This is a genomic window from Leisingera sp. McT4-56 (assembly GCF_020514995.1).
In the GTDB taxonomy this organism is placed as follows: domain Bacteria; phylum Pseudomonadota; class Alphaproteobacteria; order Rhodobacterales; family Rhodobacteraceae; genus Leisingera; species Leisingera aquaemixtae_A.
The window spans coordinates 13170-38715 of sequence record NZ_JAJALF010000009.1; the positions used below are offsets into that span (position 1 = coordinate 13170).

At 63.4% G+C, this 25546-nt stretch carries 26 protein-coding genes; 14 read left to right on the forward strand and 12 right to left on the reverse strand.

The window, feature by feature from the left end; genetic code table 11:
• Positions 1–139: 139 nt before the first annotated feature.
• The 5 genes from LHL23_RS11820 to LHL23_RS11835 all read right to left on the reverse strand — a co-directional run bounded on the left by LHL23_RS11820 (position 140) and on the right by LHL23_RS11835 (position 3869).
• Positions 140–769 carry an OmpA family protein gene (locus tag LHL23_RS11820; RefSeq protein ID WP_222480559.1) on the reverse strand — a complete coding sequence of 210 codons (630 nt, stop codon included), beginning with the start codon at positions 767–769 and terminating at the stop codon, positions 140–142.
• A 14-nt stretch (positions 770–783) separates the two neighbouring features.
• Positions 784–2190 (reverse strand): type II and III secretion system protein family protein, encoded by a 1407-nt coding sequence (locus LHL23_RS11825; protein WP_222480561.1) that lies wholly within the window; start codon positions 2188–2190, stop codon positions 784–786.
• 215 nt (positions 2191–2405) lie between these two features.
• On the reverse strand, positions 2406–3263 hold the full coding sequence (cpaB, locus tag LHL23_RS11830) for a Flp pilus assembly protein CpaB (RefSeq protein ID WP_226429998.1): 858 nt from the start codon (positions 3261–3263) through the stop codon (positions 2406–2408).
• Between the two features lie 113 nt (positions 3264–3376).
• On the reverse strand, positions 3377–3511 hold the full coding sequence (locus LHL23_RS23500; protein WP_264181222.1) for a hypothetical protein: 135 nt from the start codon (positions 3509–3511) through the stop codon (positions 3377–3379).
• Positions 3512–3659: 148 nt separating this feature from the next.
• On the reverse strand, positions 3660–3869 hold the full coding sequence (locus LHL23_RS11835; RefSeq protein WP_226429999.1) for a Flp family type IVb pilin: 210 nt from the start codon (positions 3867–3869) through the stop codon (positions 3660–3662).
• Between the two features lie 357 nt (positions 3870–4226).
• On the opposite strand from LHL23_RS11835, the gene LHL23_RS11840 reads away from it, so the two are divergent.
• Both LHL23_RS11840 and LHL23_RS11845 read left to right on the forward strand, forming a co-directional pair.
• Entirely contained in the window at positions 4227–5042 is an 816-nt protein-coding gene (locus LHL23_RS11840; protein WP_226430000.1) for a lytic transglycosylase domain-containing protein, read from the forward strand.
• A gap of 135 nt (positions 5043–5177) precedes the next feature.
• Complete coding sequence (locus LHL23_RS11845; RefSeq protein ID WP_226430001.1) at positions 5178–5654, forward strand: hypothetical protein; 477 nt, start codon at positions 5178–5180, stop codon at positions 5652–5654.
• A 70-nt stretch (positions 5655–5724) separates the two neighbouring features.
• On the opposite strand, the gene LHL23_RS11850 is transcribed toward LHL23_RS11845, so the two are convergent.
• The 5 genes from LHL23_RS11850 to tldD all read right to left on the reverse strand — a co-directional run bounded on the left by LHL23_RS11850 (position 5725) and on the right by tldD (position 13020).
• A complete protein-coding gene (locus LHL23_RS11850) occupies positions 5725–6351 on the reverse strand; it encodes a CoA transferase subunit B (protein WP_222480572.1) in 627 nt (208 codons plus the stop codon).
• A gap of 3 nt (positions 6352–6354) precedes the next feature.
• The gene (locus tag LHL23_RS11855) at positions 6355–7059 is read right to left on the reverse strand and encodes a CoA transferase subunit A (RefSeq protein WP_226430002.1); all 705 of its coding nucleotides are present in this window, start codon (positions 7057–7059) and stop codon (positions 6355–6357) included.
• Positions 7060–7341: 282 nt separating this feature from the next.
• Complete coding sequence (gene topA / locus LHL23_RS11860; RefSeq protein ID WP_226430003.1) at positions 7342–9990, reverse strand: type I DNA topoisomerase; 2649 nt, start codon at positions 9988–9990, stop codon at positions 7342–7344.
• A gap of 195 nt (positions 9991–10185) precedes the next feature.
• Positions 10186–11370, reverse strand: a complete 1185-nt coding sequence (gene dprA / locus LHL23_RS11865) for a DNA-processing protein DprA (protein ID WP_226430004.1) — start codon at positions 11368–11370, stop codon at positions 10186–10188.
• A 228-nt stretch (positions 11371–11598) separates the two neighbouring features.
• A complete protein-coding gene (gene tldD, locus LHL23_RS11870; RefSeq protein ID WP_226430005.1) occupies positions 11599–13020 on the reverse strand; it encodes a metalloprotease TldD in 1422 nt (473 codons plus the stop codon).
• On the opposite strand from tldD, the gene LHL23_RS11875 reads away from it, so the two are divergent.
• The 12 genes from LHL23_RS11875 (at position 13019) to LHL23_RS11930 (ending at position 23297) form a co-directional block, all read left to right on the forward strand.
• Positions 13019–13306 (forward strand): hypothetical protein, encoded by a 288-nt coding sequence (locus LHL23_RS11875; protein WP_222481186.1) that lies wholly within the window; start codon positions 13019–13021, stop codon positions 13304–13306. The genes tldD and LHL23_RS11875 overlap by 2 nt on opposite strands.
• Positions 13218–14063, forward strand: coding sequence for a cytochrome c oxidase subunit II (gene coxB / locus LHL23_RS11880; protein ID WP_226430006.1), 846 nt, complete (start codon positions 13218–13220; stop codon positions 14061–14063). Before LHL23_RS11875 ends, coxB begins: the two co-directional genes overlap by 89 nt.
• Before the next feature lie 94 nt (positions 14064–14157).
• Positions 14158–15099 (forward strand): heme o synthase, encoded by a 942-nt coding sequence (gene cyoE, locus LHL23_RS11885; protein WP_226430007.1) that lies wholly within the window; start codon positions 14158–14160, stop codon positions 15097–15099.
• Between the two features lies 1 nt (position 15100).
• Positions 15101–15265, forward strand: coding sequence for a cytochrome C oxidase assembly protein (locus tag LHL23_RS11890; RefSeq protein ID WP_222480587.1), 165 nt, complete (start codon positions 15101–15103; stop codon positions 15263–15265).
• Positions 15265–15852, forward strand: coding sequence for a cytochrome c oxidase assembly protein (locus LHL23_RS11895; RefSeq protein ID WP_222480589.1), 588 nt, complete (start codon positions 15265–15267; stop codon positions 15850–15852). The genes LHL23_RS11890 and LHL23_RS11895 overlap by 1 nt, the downstream gene beginning before the upstream one ends.
• A gap of 23 nt (positions 15853–15875) precedes the next feature.
• The gene (locus LHL23_RS11900) at positions 15876–16685 is read left to right on the forward strand and encodes a cytochrome c oxidase subunit 3 (RefSeq protein WP_222480591.1); all 810 of its coding nucleotides are present in this window, start codon (positions 15876–15878) and stop codon (positions 16683–16685) included.
• A 115-nt stretch (positions 16686–16800) separates the two neighbouring features.
• Complete coding sequence (locus tag LHL23_RS11905) at positions 16801–17469, forward strand: SURF1 family protein (RefSeq protein WP_226430008.1); 669 nt, start codon at positions 16801–16803, stop codon at positions 17467–17469.
• A gap of 19 nt (positions 17470–17488) precedes the next feature.
• Positions 17489–18877, forward strand: a complete 1389-nt coding sequence (thrC, locus tag LHL23_RS11910) for a threonine synthase (RefSeq protein ID WP_226430009.1) — start codon at positions 17489–17491, stop codon at positions 18875–18877.
• Complete coding sequence (locus LHL23_RS11915; protein WP_226430010.1) at positions 18874–20136, forward strand: M16 family metallopeptidase; 1263 nt, start codon at positions 18874–18876, stop codon at positions 20134–20136. Before thrC ends, LHL23_RS11915 begins: the two co-directional genes overlap by 4 nt.
• Entirely contained in the window at positions 20136–20726 is a 591-nt protein-coding gene (locus tag LHL23_RS11920; RefSeq protein ID WP_226430011.1) for a GNAT family N-acetyltransferase, read from the forward strand. Before LHL23_RS11915 ends, LHL23_RS11920 begins: the two co-directional genes overlap by 1 nt.
• 286 nt (positions 20727–21012) lie before the next feature.
• Positions 21013–21837 (forward strand): MBL fold metallo-hydrolase, encoded by an 825-nt coding sequence (locus LHL23_RS11925; protein WP_226430012.1) that lies wholly within the window; start codon positions 21013–21015, stop codon positions 21835–21837.
• A 41-nt stretch (positions 21838–21878) separates the two neighbouring features.
• Complete coding sequence (locus LHL23_RS11930) at positions 21879–23297, forward strand: FAD-binding oxidoreductase (RefSeq protein WP_226430013.1); 1419 nt, start codon at positions 21879–21881, stop codon at positions 23295–23297.
• 216 nt (positions 23298–23513) lie between these two features.
• Here the strand turns inward: LHL23_RS11930 and LHL23_RS11935 are convergent, their stop codons facing one another.
• Together LHL23_RS11935 and LHL23_RS11940 are read right to left on the reverse strand one after the other, a co-directional pair.
• Entirely contained in the window at positions 23514–24053 is a 540-nt protein-coding gene (locus LHL23_RS11935; RefSeq protein ID WP_226430014.1) for an adenine phosphoribosyltransferase, read from the reverse strand.
• A 206-nt stretch (positions 24054–24259) separates the two neighbouring features.
• Complete coding sequence (locus tag LHL23_RS11940; protein ID WP_226430015.1) at positions 24260–25453, reverse strand: leishmanolysin-related zinc metalloendopeptidase; 1194 nt, start codon at positions 25451–25453, stop codon at positions 24260–24262.
• Positions 25454–25546: the final 93 nt, after the last annotated feature.

Sequence of the window (25546 nt, forward strand, 5' to 3'; positions counted from 1 at the left end):
TCACTTGGGCGGACCGGGCCATGGGCACAGTCCGCCTCTTGGAAACAATGTCGGTGGCAATCTAGGCGATATTGGGGCCAAAAATCCCCAAATATGGGGAATTGTTACTACTTCGTAACCGCTGTATGGCGGCTGCGGCTTAGTCCAGAGTGCGCTCCAGCGATTTCTGCTCGGTCAGAGTGGTGGCCGGCACTGCGCTTTCCAGATATTCGCGATAAATGATCTTGGCATACTTCCCGTCCAGCACCGTCGGGTGGCGCTTTAGGAAGCCGCTTACCTCTGTGACGGTGCGGCGGTTGCGGCGCTCGCGTTCCGGTGTCGGGATCAGCGGCTGTGTTTCGCCATGAGAGATCACGGCCTCCAGGCGGCTGCGGCTGATGCCGCGCGACACCAGATAGTTCACCGCCGCGCGGGCACGGCGCATGCCGAGGGCTTTGTTGTAGGCATTGCTGCCGACAGCGTCGGTGTGGCCAAAGACACGGAACCGCACCTCGGGGAACTGCCTGATCCAGTGCGCCTGCTGATCCAGCACTGTGCGGGCTGTCTGATCCAGACGTGCGCTGTCGAAGTCGAAGTTGATTGTTGTGGGCACTTCCTTGGCAAACCGGCTCGCCAGCTGGATGGCAAAGCTGCGCTCGCCGCTCATTACTGCGGCGTTATTAAAGGTGGCATCGCCAAAATTGCCCCTGCGGTTCAGTTCACTACCCGCCTCGTGCTCGCAGGCAGCCGCGGTCAGGACAAGGCCAAGAATTGCAGCGGTTCTGATCATCTGTGCCACTCCTATCAGTCCAGCACGTAGCCGTACGAGCCGTTGAAATCCTGCTTGGCCACCTCAGCTGCGGGGCCGTTCTTTGTCCGGGACGTGCGCCCGAACAGGAACAGATCCTTCTCGCTGGGCGGTGCCACCCTGTCGGTGGGCAGGGTCAGCGCTTCGCCGCGGGTCGGGGTGACGAGATGGGCGCTGATGATGATCACCAGTTCCGTCTGCTCGCGCTGATAGTCAGCGCTGCGGAACAGCGCACCCAGCACCGGCACATCGCCCAGCCAGGGCAGCTGCGAGGAATTGTCGAGGAACTCGTCGCGGATCAGGCCGGCGATGGCAAAGCTTTCGCCGTCACGCATTTCCACGGTGGTGGAGGTCTCGCGGCGAGTGAAGGCGTCAATGGTCAGGCCGCTCAGCTCCAGCGAGTTGGACGGGTCGATGGCCGACACCGCAGCGTTCAGTTCCAGATTGATCAGATCGCCGTCGACCACCCGCGGGATGAAGTTCAGCTCGATCCCGAAAGGCTTGAATTCAATGGTGATCACGCCATCTTCCTGCGCCACCGGCACCGGGTATTCGCCGCCGGCCAGGAATTTGGCCTCTTGTCCAGAGAGGGCAGACAGGTTGGGTTCGGCCAGGGTGCGGACGACGCCTTTCTGCTCCAGCGCTTCCAGCAGCAGGCTGACCTGGACGGAGCCTGCGTTGAAGCCGAACAGGAAGGCGCCGGTGTTCTCGTTGGCGGCGGGGATGTTGCCGGCCAGCGAGTTGGCCAGCGAGCCAGAGGTGTTCAGTGTATTGTAGCCGCCGGTGCGGCCGTTGCCGGTTCCGCCGTTGAAGCCCAGCGAGGCGCTCAGCGATTTCGACACCGAGCGCTGCATTTCGGCGAAGCGGACCTTGAGCATCACCTGCTGCACGCCGCCGACCGACATCAGGTTGCTGACCCGCTCCGGCGCGTAGCGCTCTGCCAGGTCCAAGGCCCGTTGCAGCCTGGCGGAGCTGGAGACGGTGCCGGACAGCACGATACCGTCATTGGCGGTGCGCACTTCGATTTTCTCATTGGGCAGGATCTGGCGCAGGCGCTGCTTGAATTCGGTGACATCAGCGGCAACCCGGACATCAACGTTGGTGATCAGCCGGCCGGAGCCGTCGAGCAGCGTCAGCGTGGTCAGACCCGGCGATTTGCCCAACACGTAGATGGTGCGGTCGGACAGGGATGAAATATCCGCTATGCTGGGATTGGCGATGCTGAGCTCCGCAAAAGGTGTTTCACTCTCCACCACCACAGCGCGGTTCATGGGCACATCCAGCGTCGCCGCTGTGCCCTTTTTCACCACCCGCAAAGATTGTGCCGATGCCCCATCAGCATTCGGTATGCTAAAAAGCGAGAGCCCCACCAGGGCCGCCGCCACGAACCGTCGAATTGCCATGTGACCTGCCTTTCCGATCACGCCTCAATACCCGGGTCTTTTTGCCCGCTCTTGTCCGCACTGTGGTGCAGTTCCCGAATTATTGCAAGAATCAATGGCTTCGGAGCTGTTCCTGGAGCGCTGCAATTGTGGGGCCTTGGCAACACGCAAATCAGCCGCCCTTCGTTTTGAAGGTGCGGCTGATCCAGGTAACAGGCTGTGCTGGAATGGAAAATCTAGTTTGTGCAGGGGATCGGAATTGTCACAACTTCGGCGCCGCGGCGGGTGCGAATTGTACAGACTTTTTCCTTTTCCACCTCCTGAGGCGCTTCCAGGGCGCCCAGGCCAAGCAGCTTGCGCTGGTCCACTTCGACGAAGGAGGCGATGGTGTCGTCGCCGGCGCCGACCAGAGCCAGTGACAGCCGCCCGGTGCTTTGCGCCTGGGCCAGGGCAGCGACCTGCTCAGGGCGCACTGCCACGGTGACGGTGCGCGCGATAATGGCTCCATTGATATCGCCGCCAGCGCTTTGATCCACGGCCACCAATTCCACGTTGGTATCAATCAGCCGGGTCGCTTCGCCGCTCGAGCCGCCGGCACCCGGCATCATGCCGGTCCAGTAGACATCCACCTTGTCGCCGGGCCGCAGAAACCCGGAAACACCGGAAGAGACGTCGACCTTGATCGCAAAGGCGCGCATCCCGCGCTGAAGGCGCGAAGTGATGCCTGCATCCTCGCCGGGGGCGGTAAGCTTGACCGCCATGAGAGCTTCATTTGTTTCCATTGCGCGCAGCACAACACGAAGCTTGTCGCCGGCGTGCGGTGGGAACAGTTCATCGGCAGAGGTGAATGCGCCTTCGGGAATGGCATTTTGTGGCCAGCGCACGGCGCGCACCGCATCCTTGGTGAGACGCTCGCCGTATTTCAATGCCTTGGTGGCGACGTAGACTTCCACCGTCGGCACGGCCTCTGCACGGGCGGCGCGTTCGCGCGCCAATTCATCCTGGTAGGCTGAGATATAATTCTTGGCCATCAAGACGGCACCGCCAGCGAGGGCGACACCGACAATCAGCACAAGTCCAAAAACTGCACGCATTGTGTTACCTCCATGGCTGCCAGCCGCATCCGCACGGGGGCTTTGGCGGGCAGATACATACTAGGCGCTGCGGCGCGCAGTCCTACTGTGCAGGGCGCTGCAGCGCGGCGGGATTATCCGACGGTGATCGAGGCAAGGTAGCTGCCAACCCGTTCGGCAAGGTCCCCGGTTCCGTCTGTGACGGCTAGGGTGCCTGCGGCGACCAGGCCGACGACAACAGCAGTCAGAACCACCCAGTCGACAGTCACGGCGCCATCCTCGCTTGTGCGGAATCTCTTTAACAATGGCATCACGGAACCCTTTGTCGCTAAGATTTCAGCATGAAGGCCGCGTCCCGGTTTCAGGACGCGGCCCCCGCTCATTCAGACTAAATAAGTCGCAGCCGTTGACTTATGCTTACGGGGTGGTGCCGCCGCCAACACCGGCGGTGCCCGGCGAGGATGCAGCGATGTAAGCGCCGGTATCAGCGGCCAGGTCGGAGGAGTTGGATTCGATCGCGGTGTACACGACGCCGGCCAGAGCACAGACGGCTGCGGTCAGAACAACCCAGTCAACGGTAACCGCGCCGGATTCGTCTTTGCGGAAGTTTTTGAAGAATTTGATCATGGTTTGGTCCCTCCAAAGGATCTCAGAATTTGCAACATCCCGCCTTCTCGCCAGGGTCTGCTCTCTCACCTGCTTGACCACTGTCCGGCTTGGATGAGTACATATAGCCAGTGCAGCGTGGCAGGATTTGGGCTGAATTCCGGAAAACAGCGCCCAATTTTTACTTTTCGGCAATATTCCATCTAAGGCGCAGAAAACGCAGTATTAATTTTTTGTTATCAAGCCGCCGTCAGTGGTATTTTGGCGCCAGTCCGGGGCAAATAAGGCGGTTACGCCAGATTCCGGGGCGGGAATGCTGGATATTGGGCGCCAGGTTTTCCAGTCTGGGGCAAACAGAAACCACAGGCAGGCAAGGCAATGTCTTTCGGCAAAGCAGTCTTGGCGCTGGCAGCTTGTGCATTGCCGCTGGCTGCAGCGGGGCAGGAGGCGCAGCCCCGGCCGTTTCCGCAGTTTGAGGCAAAGCGCATCAAGCCTCCGGCACCCGGCACAGGCAAACGCATTACCATTCAGATTGAGCCGGCGCCGGAACCGGAAGAGGAGCCAGCGCCTGCCGTGCCAGCTGCGTCCGCCAGTGCCAAGGAGGTGCCCCGCGGACGCTACGGCTGGTTCTGGGACAAAGTCGCTCCTGGTATTGAGGGCGCGGGCCCAGGGCGCCTTGATGATGCAATGCAAGCGCTGAGCGGGGCAAAAGGGCTGAGGGCACCGAGGCTGCAGCTGATGCAGGACATCGTGCAAGAGCGCGGAGTGCAGATCCTGACGGAAAGCGTTGGCACCGAAGTCTCGCCGGCCCTGGTCCTGGCGGTGATTGCGGTGGAATCGGCCGGCAAGGCCGATGCTGTCAGCCCGGCAGGGGCGCAGGGGCTGATGCAGCTAATGCCGGATACTGCCGCCCGGTTCGGAGTGACAGACGCGTTGGAGGCAAAGCAGAACATTGCCGGCGGGGTTAAGTATCTCAACTGGCTGATGGGCGAGTTCGGCGGCGACCCCATTCTGGTGCTGGCGGGCTATAACGCCGGCGAGGGGGCTGTCCGCGCCCATAAGGGAGTGCCGCCCTTTGCCGAGACCCGGGACTACGTACCCAAGGTGCTGGCCGCCTACCAGGTGGCGCGCGGCATGTGCAAGACACCGCCTCTGCTCCTGTCCGATGGCTGCGTCTTCCAGATGCGGAACTAGCACCGCCGCTAGTGGGCGCCTTACGTTGCGTATTTTTAGAAAATTGCAATTAAGGGTTGCGAACGCCCCCCGCTTTGCCTGAATGGGCTGATTTCTGAGGCGTATTTTCAGACATCAATTCATTGGAGGCAGGTATTGAATTTAAGTGTTGATCCGTGGGCGGCCGCCGCGGGTGCACAGGGGCTGGCGGGCAATGCCGCCCTGATCGGCTCAATTGCAATGATCGGTCTTTTCGGGCGGCTTGTTTTTGTTGCCCTCGCGCCGGCTGTGGCCAGGTCCAACCCGTTCCGGAATTTCTCCGGCGCGGGGTTCATCCTGCTGGCGGCGGCACTGTTTGCAGGCGGGCTTTATGCCTCCGGCAAGATGAGCAAGGCGGCGGTGCTGTTCAAAAGGCACCTGGCAGATCCGGTTATCGTGACCTGGCTGGGCCGGGACAGCTGCGATCCGGCAGACGGCAGCTATTGCGTGGTGGTGTTCGAGAACGGCGAAGAAAAGATCGTCAACTGGTATAACAAGCGGGTGTACATGTGGGAGATCGTCAATCCGCCGGAAGGGGCGGTATGGCACACAATGCGGCCCCGCGCCCGGCCGGGCCCAGGCGCAAGGGGCTGAACGGCAAAAGGCCCGCCTGTTTGAGGCGGGCCTCCGTATTATGCCAGATTATGCCAGTCCGGTGCCGGTATTACCCTACGATGGTCGCCTCGGTCGCGCTGCGCAGTTCGTCCTCGCTGACGCCATCGGCCAGAGCAACAATCTTCAGGCCGCCCTCCACGACGTCCAGCACACCCAGGTTGGTGATGATGCGGTCAACCACGCCCTTGCCGGTCAGCGGCAGGGTGCATTCCTTCAGCACCTTGCTGTCGCCATGCTTGTTGGTGTGGTCCATCACCACGATCACGCGGCCGACGCCTGCCACCAGGTCCATGGCGCCGCCCATGCCCTTGACCAGCTTGCCGGGGATCATCCAGTTCGCCAGGTCGCCGTTTTCAGCCACTTCCATCGCGCCCAGGATCGCCGCTGCGATCTTGCCGCCGCGGATCATGCCGAAGGAGGTCGCGCTGTCGAAGTAGGAGGTGCGCGCCAGCTCGGTGATGGTCTGTTTGCCCGCGTTGATCAGGTCCGGATCCTCTTCGCCCTCATAGGGGAAGGGGCCCATGCCCAGCATGCCGTTCTCCGACTGCAGGGTGATGTCCTTGTCGCCCACGTAGTTCGCCACCAGCGTCGGAATCCCGATGCCGAGGTTCACATACATGCCGTCTTCCAGCTCCTGCGCAGCGCGCTCGGCCATTTGGTTGCGGTCCCAAGCCATGGTTCAAGCCTCCTCACGCTTGCGGGTGGTGCGCTGCTCGATGCGCTTCTCGTGCTCGCCCTGGATCAGGCGGTGCACGTAGATGCCGGGCAGGTGGATCTGGTCGGGGTCCAGCTCGCCGCGGGGCACGATTTCCTCCACTTCCGCCACGCAGATCTTGCCGCACATGGCGGCGGGCGGGTTGAAGTTGCGCGCGGTCTTGCGGAAGAACAGGTTGCCGGTGTCATCTGCCTTCCAGGCCTTCACGATGGAGAGATCGGCAAAGATGCCTTCCTCCAGAATATAGGTCTCGCCGTTGAAATCCTTGTGCTCCTTGCCTTCGGCAATCACGGTGCCGACGCCGGTCTTGGTGTAGAAGCCCGGGATGCCGCAGCCGCCGGCGCGCATGCGCTCGGCCAGGGTGCCTTGGGGGTTGAATTCCAGCTCCAGCTCACCCGACAGGTACTGGCGCATGAATTCCGCGTTCTCGCCCACGTAGGAAGAGATCATTTTCTTCACTTGCTTGGTCTGCAGCAGGATGCCGATACCGAAGTCGTCGACGCCGGCATTGTTGGAGGCAAACGTCAGGTCCTTGGTGCCCGCGTCCTTGATTGCCTGCAGAAGCAGTTCGGGGATGCCGCAGAGGCCGAAGCCCCCCGCGGCGATCAGCATGCCGTCATGAAGCAGCCCGTCGAGCGCTTCGGCGGCGTTGGCGTAAACCTTTTTCATGGAGTTCTCCCAACAACTACCGTTTGACTGTGGTTCTGACGCCGGGAAGGGCGCAAGTCAACGATACGGAGAAAACTGCGTATTTCTACGGATCGGCCCGGGACCGGGGGGAAGGCGCGGGCGTGGCGCCGCTGGCGCGGCGGCTGCGCCGCCCTTGACCCGCTGCGAAACGGAGGGCGGGGCCGGCAAAGAAAACCGCCCGCGCCGCGCCAGCGGCGCCGGGCCCAACGGTAAGGGCGCATTTCAATGCGCCCGGAGTCGGCGGGAGCACCCCGCCTGCGGTCACTCCTTGGCGGCAGCTTTCTTCGGCGCGGCCTTTTTCTTGGCTGCGGGCTTTTTCGCCGCGGCTTTCTTCTTGCCACCTTTGGAAGATTTCTCGGCAATCAGCTGCATCGCCATCTCCATGGTCACGTCCTTGGGCTCCACGTCCTTGGGCAGGGTGGCGTTCACCTTCTCCCATTTGACATATGGCCCGTAGCGCCCGTCCATGATGTTGATGGCGCCGCCGCTCTCGGGGTGTTCGCCCAGCTCCTTCAGCGGCTTGGCGGCAGCCCGGCTGCCGCGGCGGCCCGGGTTGGCGCGTTTCTCGGCCAGCATCTCCACCGCCCGGTTCATGCCGATCTCAAAGACGTCCAGGGTCTCCTTGAGGTTCACGTAAACCGGCTTTTCCTCCTCCGGCAGCTGATGCGCAATATACGGCCCGAAACGGCCCAGGTTGGACTGGATCGCACCGCCGTCCGGGTGCTGGCCAATGTCGCGCGGCAGGGTGAGCAGGGTCAGCGCCTGCTCCAGGGTGATTTCATTCGGGCCCCATCCGGGCAGGAAATCCTTGCCCTGTTTGGGCAGCGAGGAGCGCGGCGGCTTCTTGTTCTCGGGGGTGGCTTCACCGCGCTGGACATAAGGCCCGAAGCGGCCGGATTTCAGGTGGATCTCGTCGCCGTCGTCCTCGCCCAGGATGCGCTCATAGCCTTCGGCGCCTTCACCGGAAATTGGGCGGGTGTAATTGCATTCGGGATAATTGCCGCAGCCGACAAACCCGCCGGTGCGGGATGTTTTTAGGTGCAGCTGGCCTGCGCCGCACTTCGGGCAGGTGCGCGGGTCGGTGCCATCCTCGCGCGGCGGATAGAGTTGCGGCGCCAGGGCGTCGTCCAGCACGTCCAGCACCTCGGTAATGCGCAGATCGGAGGTCTCGGCAATGGCGGCAGAGAAGTCGCGCCAGAACTTGCCCAGCAGATCCTTGTAGTTGCGGGCACCTGCGCTCACGTCGTCCAGTTCTTCCTCCAGATCGGCGGTGAACTCATAACCGACGTATTTGCGGAAGAAGTTCAGCAGGAAGATAGTGACGATCCGGCCCTTGTCCTCCGGGAACAGGCGGTTCTTTTCCTTGCGGACGTATTCGCGGTCCTGGATCGTGGTAATTACAGATGCATAGGTCGAGGGGCGGCCGATGCCCAGCTCTTCCATCCGCTTGACCAGGGTCGCCTCGGTATAGCGCGGCGGAGGCTGGGTGTGGTGCTGCAGCGCCAGCACGGCGCCGTCCTCGGAAAGAACCGACGCGTCCTTGCCCGCCTTTTCCGCCTGTGCCGCCAAGGAGGATGCGAATTTCAGCGCCTCTCCCTGCATGATCTGCGGCAGGCGCTTGTCGTCCTCGTCCGCCACATCGTCGCGGCCTTCCTCATAAACCCGCATGAAGCCGTCAAACAGCACCACCTGGCCGGTTGCGCGCAGCACAACCTGCTGGTCGGCAGAGCCGATATCGACGGTGGTGCGCTCCAGCCGGGCGCCTTCCATCTGGCAGGACAGCGTCCGCTTCCAGATCAGGTCATAGAGCTTGCGCTGATCGTCGTCCGAGACCTTCAGGCTGGCGGCATCGCGGCACATGTCGGTGGGACGGATGCACTCGTGCGCTTCCTGAGCGTTCTTGGCCTTGTTCTTATAGATCCGCGGGGAAGAGGGCACGTATTCGGCGCCGTAGCGCTTTTCGATCTCGGCGCGGGCGGCCTGCACCGCCTCGGGCGCCATGTCGATGCCGTCGGTCCGCATATAGGTAATCAGGCCCGCCTCATACAGGCGCTGGGCCGCATTCATGGTCTGGCGCGCGCCCATGCCGAACTTGCGGCTGGCTTCCTGCTGCAGCGTCGAGGTCATGAAGGGGGCAGAGGGGTTGCGGGCCGCCGGCTTGGCCTCGACCGACAGCACCGACAGCTTGCGCGAGGCCACGGCCTGCACCGCCATTTCAGCAGAGGTCGAGTTCTTGAGGCTGTATTTGTCGAGCTTGTCGCCACCCATGACGGTCAGGCGCGCTTCGAACTCCTGGCCGCGGGGCGTTGCCAGGCTGGCGCGCACCGACCAGTATTCTTGCGCGTTGAACGCCTCGATCTCCATCTCGCGCTCGACGATCAGGCGCAGGCAGACGGATTGCACCCGGCCCGCCGAACGCGCGCCCGGCAGTTTGCGCCACAGCACCGGCGACAGGTTGAAGCCCACGAGGTAGTCAAGCGCGCGCCGCGCCAGATAGGCCTCGACCAGCGGCATGTCGACCTGGCGCGGGTTCTGCATCGCCTCGGTCACCGCTTCCTTGGTGATCGCGTTGAAGGTCACCCGGCTGACCGCGGTGTCCTTCTTGATAGAGCGCCGCTTGGTCAGCGCCTCCTGCAGGTGCCAGCTGATCGCCTCGCCCTCGCGGTCGGGGTCGGTGGCGAGAATCAGCGCATTGTCGTCTTTCAGCGCGTCGGCGATGGCCTTCACATGCTTGCGGGAATCGTTGGCGACCTCCCAGGTCATGCCGAAATCGTCATCGGGATCGACTGAGCCGTCCTTGGCGGGCAGGTCGCGCACATGCCCGTAAGACGCCAGAACCGTATAGTCGGAGCCAAGATATTTGTTGATTGTTTTTGCTTTGGCCGGGGATTCGACAACTACTACTGGCATAAATTCTGATACCTCTTCGGACCGCTTTGGCGGGTTCTATGGCGGGGCAAGATGTGGGGCGCAAGGGGGGATTGTCAATCCGGGCGCAATGGACGCGGCGGGAAAAGGCACCAATCGGGGCTGCCGGAACGGTGCCCCGCACAGCCCGGCTGAGGCCCTGTTCCGCTTGCCGGCAGGCGCATGACGCAAGCGTGGTCAGTCTTGATCCTCCTCCGGGAAGGCTTTGGTCAGCAGCCCGCCGGGCTGGCGGCGGATGGCTCCCTCCAGTTCCAGATCGGTCAAAGCCGGGGCCACCTGCTGCGGCGGCAGCGCCAGATCGCGGATCAGCTGCATCTCCGAAGTGGGGGAGGGGCCGAGCCTGCCAAGGATCTGCTGGTGCAGCGCGTGGGTGTCTGCCAGGCTGCGCCGTTCGGGCGGTGGAGGCGGCAATGCAGCCAGGGCCGATTGCAGGTCATCCGGAGCCGGCGCCGGAACCGGAGCTGCCATCTGCGGCGGCAAGGCCTCCAGCACGTCATTCGCGTCGCGGACCAGGGTGGCACCGTCGCGGATCAGCCGGTTGCAGCCGGAGCTGCGGGCGTCAAACGGGTGGCCGGGAACCGCCAGCACCTCGCGCCCGTAATCCAGCGCATCCCGCGCGGTGATCAGGCTGCCGGATTTGGCCGCCGCCTCGACCACCACCACGGCACTGGACATGGCGGCGATGATCCGGTTGCGCTTAGGGAAGTCGCGCGCCTGCGGCGTCAGCCCCATCGGCTGCTCCGACAGCCGCAGGCCGGTTTCACTGATGTCAGCCGCCAGCCGGGCGTTTTCCGCGGGGTAGATCACATCCGCGCCCCCCGCCAGCACCGCAACTGTGCCGGTTTTCAGGGCGGCCTGATGCGCTGCCGTGTCGATGCCGCGGGCCATGCCCGAAACCACGGCAAACCCGGCCTCGCCCAGGCTCTGTGCCAGCGAGCGGGCCATGCGCAGCCCCAGCGAGGAAGCATTGCGGGCACCGACGAGGGAGACCATCGGACGCTTCAGCACCGACAGGTCGCCGATGGCCCATAGCACCGGCGGTGCATCTTTCAGGCCGGCCAGGGGTTGGGGGTATTCGGGGTCCGAACAGCACAAAAGCCGCGCTTTGGCGGCTTTTGCGGCTTTGATTTCGGTGTCGACCGCTTTGGCAGGGCATATTTCATACCCCTTGATGCCTGCGGAGCGTGCCACTTCGGGCAGCGCATCCAGCGCGTTCTGCGCTGAACCGTATTCTGCGAGCAGCCGGTGGAATGTCACCGGGCCGATCCGTTTGGAGCGCAAAAGGCGAAGCCAGGAGTGCCGGATCTCTTCCGTGGTGGGTGGGAGTGGGGGGTGAGTGGAAGAATGTGCTTCTTCGGTCATCCGCAGCTCCGCCTGTTTGCAGCATCAGAATTAACCTTGAGGGGGTTAACAGGTGGTGAACGACTAAAGGTTTTTTAGCAAAGCTCCGAAAATTTTCCTAAGTTTCAGAAACTATTGGAAAAAGTAAGCTCAGTCATAGATTGTGCGTTTTGTTTCGGATGAAACAGAGCGTTGAAAGCGGGGGAAATCCCCCGCTTTTTGCGGCATTCACACGGATTTGCTGCGAATTTACGCGGCCGAGCCGCCCACGGTCAGCCCGCCCATCAGCACCGAGGGCTGGCCGACACCGACCGGCACCCATTGACCGGCCTTGCCGCAGTTGCCCATGCCGGGATCCAGCGCCATGTCGTTGCCGAGACCGCGAATCTGCTTGAGCGCGGTGGCGCCGTCGCCGATCAGGGTGGCGCCCTTCACCGGCGCGCCGACCTTGCCGTCTTTCACCCTGTAGGCCTCGGTGCAGGAGAACACGAACTTGCCATTGGTAATGTCGACCTGGCCGCCGCCGAAGCCCACTGCCCAGATGCCGTCCTTGATGCCCGCCACCAGATCACCTGGATCGGCCTCACCGCCCAGCATGTAGGTGTTGGTCATCCGCGGCATCGGCGCATGCGCGTAGCTTTGGCGGCGCCCGTTTCCGGTGGGGGAGACCCCCATCAGCCGCGCGTTCTGACGGTCCTGCATGAAACCGACCAGGATGCCGTCCTCGATCAGCGTGGTTTTCTGGCTCGGCGTGCCTTCATCGTCCACCGTAATGGAGCCGCGCCGGTCCGGGATGGTGCCGTCATCCAGCACGGTGACACCCCTGGCTGCGATCTGCTGGCCCATCAGGCCTGCAAAGGCAGAGGATCCCTTGCGGTTGAAATCGCCCTCCAGCCCGTGGCCGATCGCCTCATGCAGCAGGATGCCGGGCCAGCCGGGGCCGAGCACCACGTCCATTTCGCCGGCCGGGGCAGGGACCGCGTCCAGATTGACCAGGGCGATGCGCAGCGCCTCCTGCACCTGGGCTTGCCAGTGCCTGGGGTCGACCAGCCCGTCGAGGCCCAGCCGCCCGCCGCCGCCAGCGGAGCCGCTTTCGCGGCGGCCGTCCTTTTCGACGATCACCGAAACGTTCAGCCGTGCCATCGGGCGGGTGTCGCGCACCCGCACCCCGTCGGCCCGCAGGATCTCCACCTCCTGCAGCGAGGCGGCCAGCGACGCGGACACCTGCACCACGCGTTGATCCAGATCACGTGCATAGGCATCAATTTCGCGCAGCGTCTCCACCTTGACCGGGAACGGCATGGCGCTGATCGGATCGGCATCGGTGTAAAGTTTCTTGTTGGTCGCCTGCGGCGGGTCCGCGTAGGTGCCGCCGCCGTCGCCAACCGCCAGCTTGGCGGTCTCCGCCGCCCGCCTGAGCGACGCGATGGAGACGTCGGTGGAATGGGCATATCCCGCCACATCACCGTTAACGGCCCGCAAACCAAAGCCTTCGGAAGCATCATAGCTGGCACTGCGCAGCCGCCCGTCGTCAAATGACAGGGCCTCCGATTTGCGGCGCTCGGCAAAGATCTCGCCATCCTCGGCCCCGTTCAGCGCATCACGCAGGGCGGCCAGCGCCTCATCCTCCGGAAGCGCGGTTTCAAAGGGACGGAAGGCTGGGTTTTCCATGGCACGGTCCTCAGATTTTTTTGATCTAAATCAAGAAAGCGACGGTTTGACGCTTGGCTGCCTCTTTATCTGCACGCCCGAATATGATTTTAAGCTGCGTCAAAGACAACGGGGCAGGTGCGTTTTGTGGAATCAAGTGATTCCCCTGCATTTCGTGCTGCCGCAGGAACAATGCGATCAACCGATCAGGACAGAACATGAAAAACGCTTTGATGCTTTCGGGCCTTTTCGCCGGCCTTTCGAGCCTTCCAGCCATGGCGCAAGAAGGCCTGAAAACCATTGGTAAGCCGGTTGACGGCGGGCTGAACTTTCAGCCGGCGGCAACCTCGCTGGCGGACGGCCTGCAGCGGCTGGACTACATGATCCTGGTGATCATCACCGCAATCTGCATCTTCGTGGGCGGCCTGCTGCTGTGGGCGATCGTGCGGTTCAACAAGCGCGCCAATCCGACCCCGGCCAAGTTCAGCCACTACACCCCGATCGAGATCGCATGGACCGTGATCCCGATCCTGGTGCTGGTGTTCATCGGTTCCTTCTCGCTGCCGCAGCTGTTCGCCCAGCAGGAGATCCCCGAAGGCGACATCAACATCAAGGTGACCGGCTACCAGTGGTACTGGGGCTATGAGTACACCGACCACGAGTTCGGCTTCGAAAGCTTCCTGCTGCCCAAGGACCAGCTGGCTGCAAACGGCTATGCCGAGGACGAGTACCTGCTGGCCACCGACACCGCCGTTGTCGTGCCCTCGGGCAAGACCATCGTGATGAACGTGACCGCAGCCGACGTGATCCATTCCTGGACCATCCCGGCCTTCGGCGTGAAGCAGGATGGCGTTCCGGGCCGTTTGGCACAGCTGTGGTTCAAGGTCGACGAAGGCAAGGAAGGCGTCTACTTCGGCCAGTGCTCCGAGCTGTGCGGCAAGGACCACGCCTACATGCCGATCACCGTCAAGGTCGTGACCCAGGAAGAATATGACGCCTGGCTGGAAGGCGCCAAGGAAGAATACGCGGGCATCCCGCAGGCCTACCAAGTGGCTTCCAACTGATACGCGCAGGTGGGGTGTGAAGACGCACCATGTGCTACAGTGACAAGATCAGGGTGCGCAGCGATGCGCACCTGTTGCCGCCAAAGGACCCAAGATGAGCGACGCAAGCATCAACGCAAGCCGGGCATATGAGGACGAGGCCAGCTTTGGCGATTACTTCGCCCTGCTGAAACCCCGTGTCATGTCGCTGGTGGTGTTCACCGCTCTGGTGGGGCTTCTGGCTGCGCCGGTATCGGTGCACCCTGTTGTCGGCTTTTGCGCCATCCTGTTCATAGCTATCGGCGGCGGCGCTTCCGGCGCCCTGAACATGTGGTGGGATGCCGACATCGACAAGGTGATGAAGCGCACCAAGTCCCGTCCGATTCCAGCCGGCAAGATCGAACCAGGGGAGGCGCTGGCCTTCGGTCTGGCGCTGTCCGGGCTGTCGGTGATCATGCTGGCGCTGGCTGCCAATGTCTTTGCCGGCGCGTTTTTGGCCTTCACCATTTTCTTTTACGTGGTGGTCTACACCATGTGGCTGAAGCGGGCGACGCCGCAGAACATCGTGATCGGCGGTGCAGCGGGGGCCTTCCCGCCGGTAATCGGCTGGATCGCGGCCACCGGCAGCATGTCTGTTGAGCCCTGGCTGATGTTCCTGCTGACCTTCATGTGGACGCCGCCGCACTTCTGGGCGCTGGCACTGTTCATGCGCTCGGATTACGACGACGCAGGCGTGCCGATGCTGACCGTTACCCACGGGCGCCGCGCCACCCGGGTGCATATCCTCGTCTACACCGTGCTGCTGGCGGTTCTGGCCGTCGGCACTGCCTTCTCCGGCATCGGCGGGCCGATCTACCTGGCCGCGGCGCTGGTGATGAACGCGCTGTTCCTGCATGGCGCCTGGAAGATCACCCGCCGCGACGAAGACGATTCCGAGGCGGACAATTTCAAGGTGGAGCGCAGCTTCTTCAAGCTGTCGCTGCTGTACCTGTTCCTGCATTTCGGTGCCATCCTGGCCGAGGCCCTGCTGAAGCCCTATGGGCTGGGAGGCTGGTAAAATGGCCCTGCGCAAGGAACACGACGTGCACAAGCGGCGCTCTGGCCTCAACAAGGGGGTCGGCATTTCGCTGGCCGCCTTTGTAGTGCTGATCATGGCGCTGACCATGGTCAAGGTGACCTCCAACAGCTTTAAGTTCCCCGACGCACAGGGAGAGCAGAACTGATGGCTCTGCAGGGACCCAAGAAGACTGTTGTCCAGCTGGTCGGCGTTGTCGTCCTGATGGGCGGCCTGTCCTGGGCCTCGGTCCCGTTCTACGACTGGTTCTGCCGTGTCACCGGCTTTGGCGGCGTCACTGGCGTTGCCAGCGCGGGTTCCGACACCGTCCTGGACCAGACCATCAAGGTCCGCTTCGACGGCTCCAAGCAACGCGGCATGCCGTGGGAGTTCAAGCCGGTCCAGCGCGAGATGGAGATCAAGCTCGGCGAAACCGGCCTTGCCTTCTATGAGGCCTACAACCCGACCGACCGCCCCGTTGCGGGGCAGGCGTCCTACAACGTGGCGCCTTATCAGGCCGGCGGTTTCTTTGAGAAAATCGACTGCTTCTGCTTTACCGAGCAGGTGCTTCAGCCAGGGGAGCGGGTGCAGATGCCCGTGACCTTCTACGTCGACCCGGAAATCATTGACGACCGGGACGCAAAATACGTGCATACGATCACGCTGTCGTACACGTTCCATGAAATCGATCTGCCTGAGGGCTATGCCGCTCTCGACACCGGGGATAACACCGGGGCAGGCGCAACCACGAACTAGGCCGCTAGGTGAGGGACACTTAAATGGCGCACGCTAAAAATCACGATTATCACATTCTGCCGCCGTCGATCTGGCCGCTGGCTGCCGCTGTGGGCACCTTCGTCATGCTGGTTGGCGCGGTGTTCTGGATGAAGGGCATGACCGCCTGGGCCTTCTGGATCGGCTTTGTCGCGGTTCTCTACTCGGCCTTCGCCTGGTGGTCGGAAGTTGTTGCCGAAAGCAAGGTCGGCGACCACACCCCGGTTGTCCGCATCGGCCTGCGCTACGGCTTCATCCTGTTCGTGATGTCCGAAGTCATGTTCTTCTTCGCCTGGTTCTGGTCGTTCTTCAAACACGCCATGTACCCGATGGAGACCTATATCGGCACCGAGTATGTGGCGCCGGACATCGTGCCGGTCGACCCGTTCCACCTGCCGCTGATTAACACCCTGATCCTGCTGCTGTCCGGCTGTGCCGTGACCTGGGCGCACCACGCGCTGGTGCACAACAACGACCGCAAGGCGCTGGTGCAGGGCCTGGCCATCGGTATCGTTCTGGGCATAGCCTTCACCGCGCTGCAGGGCTATGAATACGCTCACCTGCTGCACGAAGGCTGGCAGTTCGGCGGCGACGAGTTCTACTCGAACTTCTTCATGGCCACCGGCTTCCACGGCTTCCACGTGATCATCGGGACCATCTTCCTGACCGTCTGCCTGGTCCGTGCCATGCGCGGCGACTTCACCCCGGAACAGCACGTCGGGTTCGAGGCGGCTGCCTGGTACTGGCACTTCGTGGACGTCGTCTGGCTGTTCCTGTTCTTCGCCGTCTACATCTGGGGCACTTCCGGACTGTAATGGGCGGTTTGTAACGGTTACATGTTTGCGGTTGATTATCTGCAGGCATGAGGCCACACACGGGGCGCGCAAGGGACACCTTGCGCGCCTTGTTTTTCGAAGCGGAGCGTCACCTATGCGGCGTGTCATCTTCCTGTTGATCATCAGCGGCGCGGGCCTGGCCGTGCTGATCGGACTGGGCTCTTGGCAGTTGCAGCGCAAGGCCTGGAAGGAAGGCATCCTGGCGACCATTGAGGAGCGCATTGCAGGCGAGGCCGCTGAAATGCTGCCGCAAGCACCGGACCCGGAAACGGACAAATACCGCCCGGTCCGCTTGAAGGGCGAGATCGGCGCGGAGGAGCTGCATGTCCTCACCTCGATTAAGGATATCGGTCCCGGCTACCGTGTGATTTCTCCGTTCACTTTGGAGGACGGCCGCCGGATCCTGATCGACCGCGGCTTTGTCCCGGCGAAGGAAAAGCAGGCCGCGCGCCTGTCCGGCCCCGCCGCTATCGAAGGCAACATTCACTGGCCGCAGGAAACCGACAGCTACACGCCCGCGCCGGATCTGGCAGGCAACATCTGGTATGCCCGCGACACCGGACAGATGGCCGCGCAGCTGGGCTCTGAGCCCGTGATGATTGTCCTGCGCGCGAGCCCGGAAGGGGAGGCAGGCCTGCGTCCGGTTCCGGTTTCCACCACCGGCATTCCCAATGACCACTTGCAATATGCGATCACCTGGTTTTCGCTGGCCCTGATCTGGGCGGCGATGACCATCTACTTCCTGCGGCGCAGCCGCCCTTGAACCTGAAGAGCTGAAGGCGATGAAATATATCTCGACCCGGGGCCAAGCGCCCGAGCTGACCTTTGAAGACGCGATGCTGACCGGCCTGGCCCGCGATGGCGGCCTCTATGTGCCCGCGGAAATTCCGCAGATGTCGCATGACGACATCGCGGCGCTGGCGGGCCTTTCGTATGAGGAAACCGCCTTCCGCGTGATGCGCCCCTTCCTGGGCGACTGTTTCACTGATGAGGAATTCCGCGGCATCATCTCCCGCGCCTACGAGGGTTTCGGCCACGCCGCCCGCGCGCCCTTGAAGCAGCTGGCGCCGAACCACTTCTTGCTAGAGCTGTTCCACGGCCCGACGCTGGCGTTCAAGGATTTCGCCATGCAGCTGATCGGCCAGCTGTTTCAGGCAGCCCTGGAACGCCGCGGCGATCGGGTGACCATTGCCGGTGCCACCTCCGGCGACACCGGATCGGCTGCGATGGAGGCCTTCCGGGGCCTGAGCAATGTGGATGTCTTCATCCTCTATCCGCACGGCCGCGTGTCTGAGGTGCAGCGCCGCCAGATGACCACGCCGCAGGACGCCAATGTGCATGCGCTGGCGGTGGATGGCGACTTTGACGACTGTCAGGCGCGTGTGAAGGACATGTTCAACGACTTCGACTTCCGCGATGGCGTGAAACTGGCCGGCGTGAACTCGATCAACATCGCGCGTGTTCTGGCGCAGGTGGTCTATTATTTCTCCGCCGCAGTGTCTCTGGGCGCGCCGCAGCGCAAGGTGAGCTTCACCGTGCCGACCGGCAATTTCGGCGACATCTTTGCGGGCTTCATTGCCAAGCAGATGGGCCTGCCGGTCGACCAGCTGGTGGTCGCCACCAACCAGAACGACATCCTGCACCGCTGCCTGTCGGGGCAGGGGTACTACAAGGGTGAGACCCAGCCCTCGATCTCGCCCTCGATGGACATTCAGGTCTCGTCGAACTTCGAGCGCGCCCTGTTCTACGCCTACGGCCAGGACAGCAAGGCCATCGCTCAGTTGATGGACGAGCTGAAGAACGGCGGCTTTGACGTCTCCCAGGGTGCGATGCAGGCGCTGGCCGAGAATTACGCCTCCGGCCGAACCTCCGAGGAGGAAACCCTGGCGACCATCAAATCCGAACTGGCCGCCTCGGGCGAGCTGCTGTGCCCGCATGGCGCGGTTGGTGTGAAGGTCGCAAGCGAGCACCGCAAGGCGGATGTTCCGATGATCACGCTGGCCACCGCGCATCCGGCGAAATTCCCGGCTGCCGTGGAAGAGGCCAGCGGCATTCATCCGCCCTTGCCGCCGCGCATGTCCGACCTGTATGAGAGGCCGGAGCGGGTCACCCGGATCGCCAACGATCTGGCTGCCCTTGAGGATCACATCAGAAAGAACATCGCGAATTGACAGTTCAGCAGCACACACTCGCCAACGGGTTCCGCATCGTCTCCGAGCATATGCCGGGTCTGGAATCCGCGGCGGTCGGGATCTGGGTGACAGCCGGCGGCCGCCACGAGCGGCTTGAACAGAACGGCATCGCCCATTTCCTGGAGCACATGGCCTTCAAGGGCACCAAGACCCGTACGGCCCTGCAGATCGCCGAGGAGATCGAGGATGTGGGCGGTTACATAAACGCCTACACCTCGCGCGAGGTGACGGCCTATTACGCCCGTGTGCTGAAAGGTGACGTGCCGCTGGCGGTGGATGTGATCGGGGACATTCTGCTGAACCCCGTGTTCGACCAGCGCGAAATCGAGGTTGAGCGCGGGGTGATCCTGCAGGAGATCGGCCAGTCGCTGGACACGCCGGATGACGTGATCTTTGACTGGCTGCAGGAGGAAAGCTACCGCGGGCAGCCGTTGGGCCGCACGATTCTGGGACCTGCAGAACGTGTGCGCAGCTTCAGCCGCGAGGATCTGCAGGGCTTTGTCGGTGAACACTACGGCCCCGGCCAGATGATCCTCGCTGCCGCTGGCGGTGTGGATCATGACGAACTGGTCAAACTGGCGGAGCAGCTGTTTGGCCATATGGAGGCCAAGCCGGACTTCACCGCCGAGGGCGCGACCTTCACCGGCGGCGAGGCGCGGCAGGTGAAGGACCTGGAGCAGGCGCATTTCGCGCTGGCCTTTGAAGGTCCCGGCTACCGCGACCAGTCGATGTACACCGCGCAGATCTATGCCAGCGCGCTTGGCGGCGGCATGTCCTCGCGGCTGTTCCAAGAGGTGCGCGAGAAGCGCGGCCTCTGCTACACGATCTTTTCGCAGGCGGGCTCTTACGCCGATACCGGCTCGATGACGGTCTACGCGGGCACCTCCGGTGAACAGCTGGAAGAACTTGCAGGCATCACCATCGACGAGATGAAGCGCGCCGCGGATGACATGAGCGACGCCGAGGTCGAACGCGCCCGCGCCCAGATGAAGGCCGGGATGCTGATGGGGCTGGAAAGCCCCTCGAACCGGGCGGAGCGGCTGGCGAGGCTGGTGCAGATCTGGGGCAAGGTGCCGTCGCTGGAGCGCACGGTGGAACGCATCAATGCAGTGACCACCCAGGACGTGCGCGGCTTGGCTGAGATCATGGCGGTATCGGCGCCTGCGGCGCTGGCGCTTTATGGCCCGGTGGCGGACGCCCCGGCGCTGGAGAGGCTGCAGGAGAGGCGCGCCGCCTGATGCTGCTCACCCGCCGCAAGGTCCGCATCGAAACCGAGCGCCTGACCCTCAGGCCGCCGGTGCATGCGGATTTTCACGGCTGGGCGGCACTCCGGCTGCAAAGCCAGCCCTATCTGACACCGTGGGAGCCGAGCTGGGCGGCGGATCACCTCAGCCGCAAAAGCTTTACCAACCGGGTCTACTGGGCGCGCCGCTCGGTGTCCGGCGGCACCGCGCTGCCGCTGTTCCTGGTGCGCCGGTCCGATCAAGTTCTGTTGGGGGCGATCACGCTGGACAATATCCGCCGCGGCCCGGCGCAGGCGGGCACGCTGGGGTACTGGACCGGGCTGCCGTTCGCGCGCCAGGGCTACATGCGCGAAGCGATCGGCGCGGTGGTGCATCATGCCTTCACCAAGCTGGACCTGAGCCGGATCGAGGCCGCCTGCCTGCCGGAAAACCAGGCGTCGCGCGGATTGCTGGAGAAATCCGGCTTCAAATATGAGGGCGTTGCCCAGTCCTATCTGCAGATCAACGGCCGCTGGCGCACCCATGTGCTTTATGCCTCCCTGCGCCACGACCGCCGCGGCAAGACGCTGGCGGGGCAGGCCTAGCCGGCGCTGCCGCCGCAGAACGGGGAGAACTCCCGCCCGTCGCTGCCGCATTGAAAATGCAGCGCTCCCGTTGGGCCAGGCGCCGCACATGCGGCGCGGCGCAAGAAGGCCTTGCGGCAGGAGAAACCAAGAGACCCATGCGCCAGCCGCGCCGGGCCGCAGGCCCCGCGCCACGCCCAACTGCGATGCAGAATGTTCACTTCTGCCGGAGCAGGCGGGAGCGCCTCGCCCTGAATTTTCAGTGAACAGGGCTGACAACACCGGATTGCGCCCTAGAACCTGCCTCATGCGCGGTCACATCAGCCTTCTTTGCCTGATCCTCTGCACCAGTGCCATGCAGGCGCAGGAGCGGCGGCAAAGCCATTGCATTGCCCTGGCCCAGTCTGCACCGGGACTGGCCTACCTGCAGCAGGCCAGCTGGCAGGACCCGGTTGCAGAGGACAGTGTGCAGATCCGCTATATCGCTCATGCCTCCTTTTTGCTGCGCACCGAGGGCGGACTGAATGTTGTCACCGACTTTACCGGCTTCACCGGTGCGGCGCCGCTGATCCCGGATGTGGTCACAATGAACCACGCCCATGAAACGCATTGGACTGCCCATCCAGACCCGGCCATCCCGCATGTGCTGGAGGGCTGGGGGCCGTTCGGTGCGGGCATCGAGCATCATCTGGACCTAGGCGAGATGTTGATCCGGAATGTCCCGACCGACATCCGCAACATGTTCGGCGGGGTCGAGGAACGCGGTAATTCGATCTTTGTCTTCGAGGCCGCGGGCCTGTGCATCGGCCATCTGGGCCACTTGCATCATGTGCCGACACCAGAGCAATATGCAGCGCTTGGGCGGCTCGACGTGGTGATGGCGGCGGTGGACGGCGGTATCACCCTGCCGCTTGATCAGATGCTGGAGGTGTTGGGGCGGCTGCGGTCCTCGGTGATCATCCCGATGCACTGGTTCAGCGACTACTCGCTGGAGCGCTTCCTGGCCCGGATCGGCCCGGAATTTGATGTGGTGGATGAGGGCAACAGCGAGCTGGCCGTCTCCCTGCGCAGCCTGCCCAGCCGCCCGACCATCCATGTCCTGCGGCCCAAATACCTTCTGGAAGAAGAGTGAGCTGGCTTGCCAGCCGCAGGGCCTTGCGGCATGGATAGGCCATGACACTGAACCCCGCCGACGCTGCCTTTTCCTCCCGCCTTTCAAGCCTGCTGCCTGAAGGCGTGCTGCGCGCTGCTGAACCGCGTTACCTGGAAGAGCCGCGCGGCCGCTTTCAGGGGCAGGCGGGGCTGCTGGCCCTGCCGCGCAGCGTGGAGGAGGTGTCCATCCTGGTCAGCAAAGCCAATTCCGCCCGGGTGCCGGTGGTGCCTTATGGCGGCGGCACCGGCCTGGTTGGCGGCCAGGTGATGCCGGACGGGCCGGCTCCTCTGGTGATCTCGCTGGAGCGGATGGCGGTGATCCGGGCGGTTCATGCCCGGGAGAATGTGCTGATCGCCGAGGCCGGCGCCATTCTGGCCGACGTGCAGGCGGCGGCGCAGGCGGCGGGTCGCTTGTTCCCGCTGTCGCTGGCGGCCGAAGGCTCGGCCCGGATCGGTGGCAACCTCTCGACCAATGCCGGCGGCGTCAACGTGCTGCGCTACGGCAATGCCCGCGACCTCTGCCTGGGGCTGGAAGCGGTTCTGCCAACGGGGGAAATCTGGCACGGCTTGTCGCGGCTGAGGAAGGACAACACCGGCTATGATCTCAGGAACCTCTTGATAGGGGCCGAGGGCACTCTGGGCGTGATCACCGCAGCTGCGCTGAAACTCTCGCCCATACCGGCGTCGCAAGGCACCGCGGTCTTCACCGTGACGGATCCGCAGGCCGCCATCGATCTGTTGGCTTTGGCCCGCGATAACGCGGGCGAGGGCGTCAGCGCCTTTGAGCTGATCCACCGCCAAGGGCTGGAATTCCTGGCGGAGACGCTGCCGCAGGTCCGCCAGCCTTTTGTTGAAGCGCCGGAATGGTGTGTGCTGATCGAACTGGGCCTGCCGCGCGGGCTGGAGGCGGAGGAAACCCTGGCAGACCTGTTTGAAGCCGCCGAGGCGGCGGGGCTGGCCAGCGACGGGGTGATTGCCCAGTCGGACAGCCAGCGGCAGGCATTGTGGTCTGTGCGCGAGCATATCCCGCTGGCAAATAAGGCCATCGGATCGGTGTCCAGCCATGATATTTCGGTGCCGATTTCGGAAATCCCGGCCTTCATAGAACAGGGCAGGGAAGCGGTCGGGAAACTCGGGGAATTCCGCATCAACTGCTTTGGCCACCTGGGCGACGGCAACCTGCATTACAACGTGTTCCCGGCCAAGGGCCGCAAGCGGGAGGACTATGACTCCTCGCGCGATGCGGTCAATGCGGCGGTGCATGATCTGGTGCAGGCCTTCGGCGGCTCCTTTAGCGCCGAGCACGGGGTGGGGCGGATGAAATCAGGCGATCTAGAGCGCTACGGCGATCCCGCCAAGCTGGCCGCGATGCGCGCCATCAAACAGGCGCTGGACCCCAATGGCATCATGAACCCGGGCGCGGTGCTGCGCGCGGAGTGACGCGCTTAAGGAGCGGCGCACTCCCGCACCTGCGGCTGCCCGGCTGTGCCGGACCGCTTGGCGGCTTTGGGCCCGGCGCCGCGCAGCCGCGCGGCGCGCGCCTTCCGGCCCAAGGGGCCTGAAGGGGCCATGCCCAACGGGAACAGCCTTTCCAAGGAAAGGCGCGTGACCGGCGGGAGTGCCGGGCTGGCCGCGAGAACGGTCAGGAGAGGAGATTCAGAGGCCTTCGAACTCGCAGAGCACATGCACGTCCATGCCCATGTCCTCCAAGAGTTTGCGGCCGCCCAGTTCCGGCAGATCGACGATGAAGGCGCAGGAGATGATCTCACCGCCCAGCCGCTCGATCAGCTTGATGCCCGCGCCCGCGGTGCCGCCGGTGGCCAGCAGGTCGTCCACCACCAGAATCTTCTCGCCCGGCTTGATGGCGTCGTCATGGATCTCCACAATCGCCTCGCCGTATTCCAGCTTGTAGTCCTGGCTGATGGTGGTGCCGGGCAGCTTGCCCTTCTTGCGGATCGGCACAAAGCCGGTGCCTAGCTGATGGGCAATGGCGCCGCCCAGGATGAAGCCGCGCGCCTCAAGCCCCACCACCTTGTCGATCTGCTCACCGGCGTAGGGGTGCAGCATCTGGTCGATTGCCATGCGAAAACCCCGAGGGTCGGCAAACAGCGTGGTCACATCGCGGAACATGATACCTTCATGCGGGAAGTCGACGATGGTGCGGATGTAGTCCTTGACGGCAGGCTTCTTGGGCATGGGCGGGCTCTCCCTTGGCGGAACGGCAACAGCGGCCCGGCGGATTGCGCCAGGCCAACGGCGGTTTGACCGATGCGGCGCAGGCTTGCAAGGGGGAATGGCGCGTGCCGTTAACGTGTTGCAAGCCGCATTCCCGGCCAGCCAGCCGGTCCGGCGCGTGAACAGGGCAGGCGGCCTGCGCCCGCCCTTGTCCCGGGGGCCTCGCCCTAGCCAATCATGTTGTCGCTGAAAATCGAGAGATTGAGCCCCGAGGTCGCTGTAAGCGGATCGGCTGCGTCGAAGACTGTGTCGTAGCCCATGTCCTCCAGCGCAGCGATCGTCGTGTTCGAGAGATAATTCCCGTCGGCGTTGATATAACCGGTCATGATTTCATTGCCGAATGCAAAGCCGTCGCTGCCGCCTTCGTTCCAATGGCCGCCGGCAGTGCCCGGGCCGCCATCGGTTTCGACAGACACCGGGCCCGCGCCGAATTCAAGCGCAAAGGCAGTGGCGGCATTCACACCGGTGAATTCAAGCGTCCCGCCGGGACCGTTTGCGATCAGCCCCATGTTGTCCCACATGGTGCCGAAGCCGAGGACATGCATCATTTCGTGGAAAACGATGTCGTTGAATAGGCCGGCCGCATCATATGCTTCTGCATCGGCAGTATCGAATTCCATGATCCCCATCGCGGGCAGGAAATCTGCGGTGCGGTAGGCCGTCGGACCGGCTTGCCCGAGGATGCCGCCGCTGCCGTCGATGTCGGAAAGCGTGGCCTCGATGCGGAGGTCGTCAATGGTCTTGCCGCGGAAGAACACATCCCCGATGTCGCCCAGAATGATATCGGAGATCAGTTCAGAGGCATCGACAAAGCTTTGCTGCAATGCGGCTGTCCAGCTGCCTTCGAAAACAATCTCGATATTGAATCCTGATCCATCCGAATTGCCGGAAACATAGCTGTCCATCACGCCACCGTCGCCGTTGCCACCGTTCCCGCCGCCGCCTTTGCCACCGCCGTTTCCGCCGCCGCCGCCGCCGCCATTCCCGCCCTTGGCCGCACCTTGCCCGTCGATGAAGACGAGCCCGCTCATCCCGGTCAGCTCACCAAAGGCTTCACTGAATGCGGCGAGGCTGGATCCTGCGCTGACGCTGACAGCAAGGCTGATCGAACCGTCCGGGAAGCTTGCCGGATCCGGGGCGGCCGGATCGAGGGAGTCTTCGCTGCGGCCCTGCGATCCGGGCGCCGGCGCTGGTGCGGCCGCCGCGAATTCAAAATGGTCGCCATCGCCGGGCAGCAGGCTGTCGGGAAGACCAAATGCGTCAGCCGCTGTGCCCGGGGCCTGGTTTGCCTCCCGGGCGGTGTCATGGCTGAACAGGAAGTCGTCAAGGGAAGGCATGCTGCTGATAACCGGCTGGATCATATGGTACTCCGGAGGCTGATTGGAACAAGGGGCTCTGATACCCAAGCGTAAGATGGCATTCTTAAGATTACGCTAGGGCAAGCAGTTTTCCGG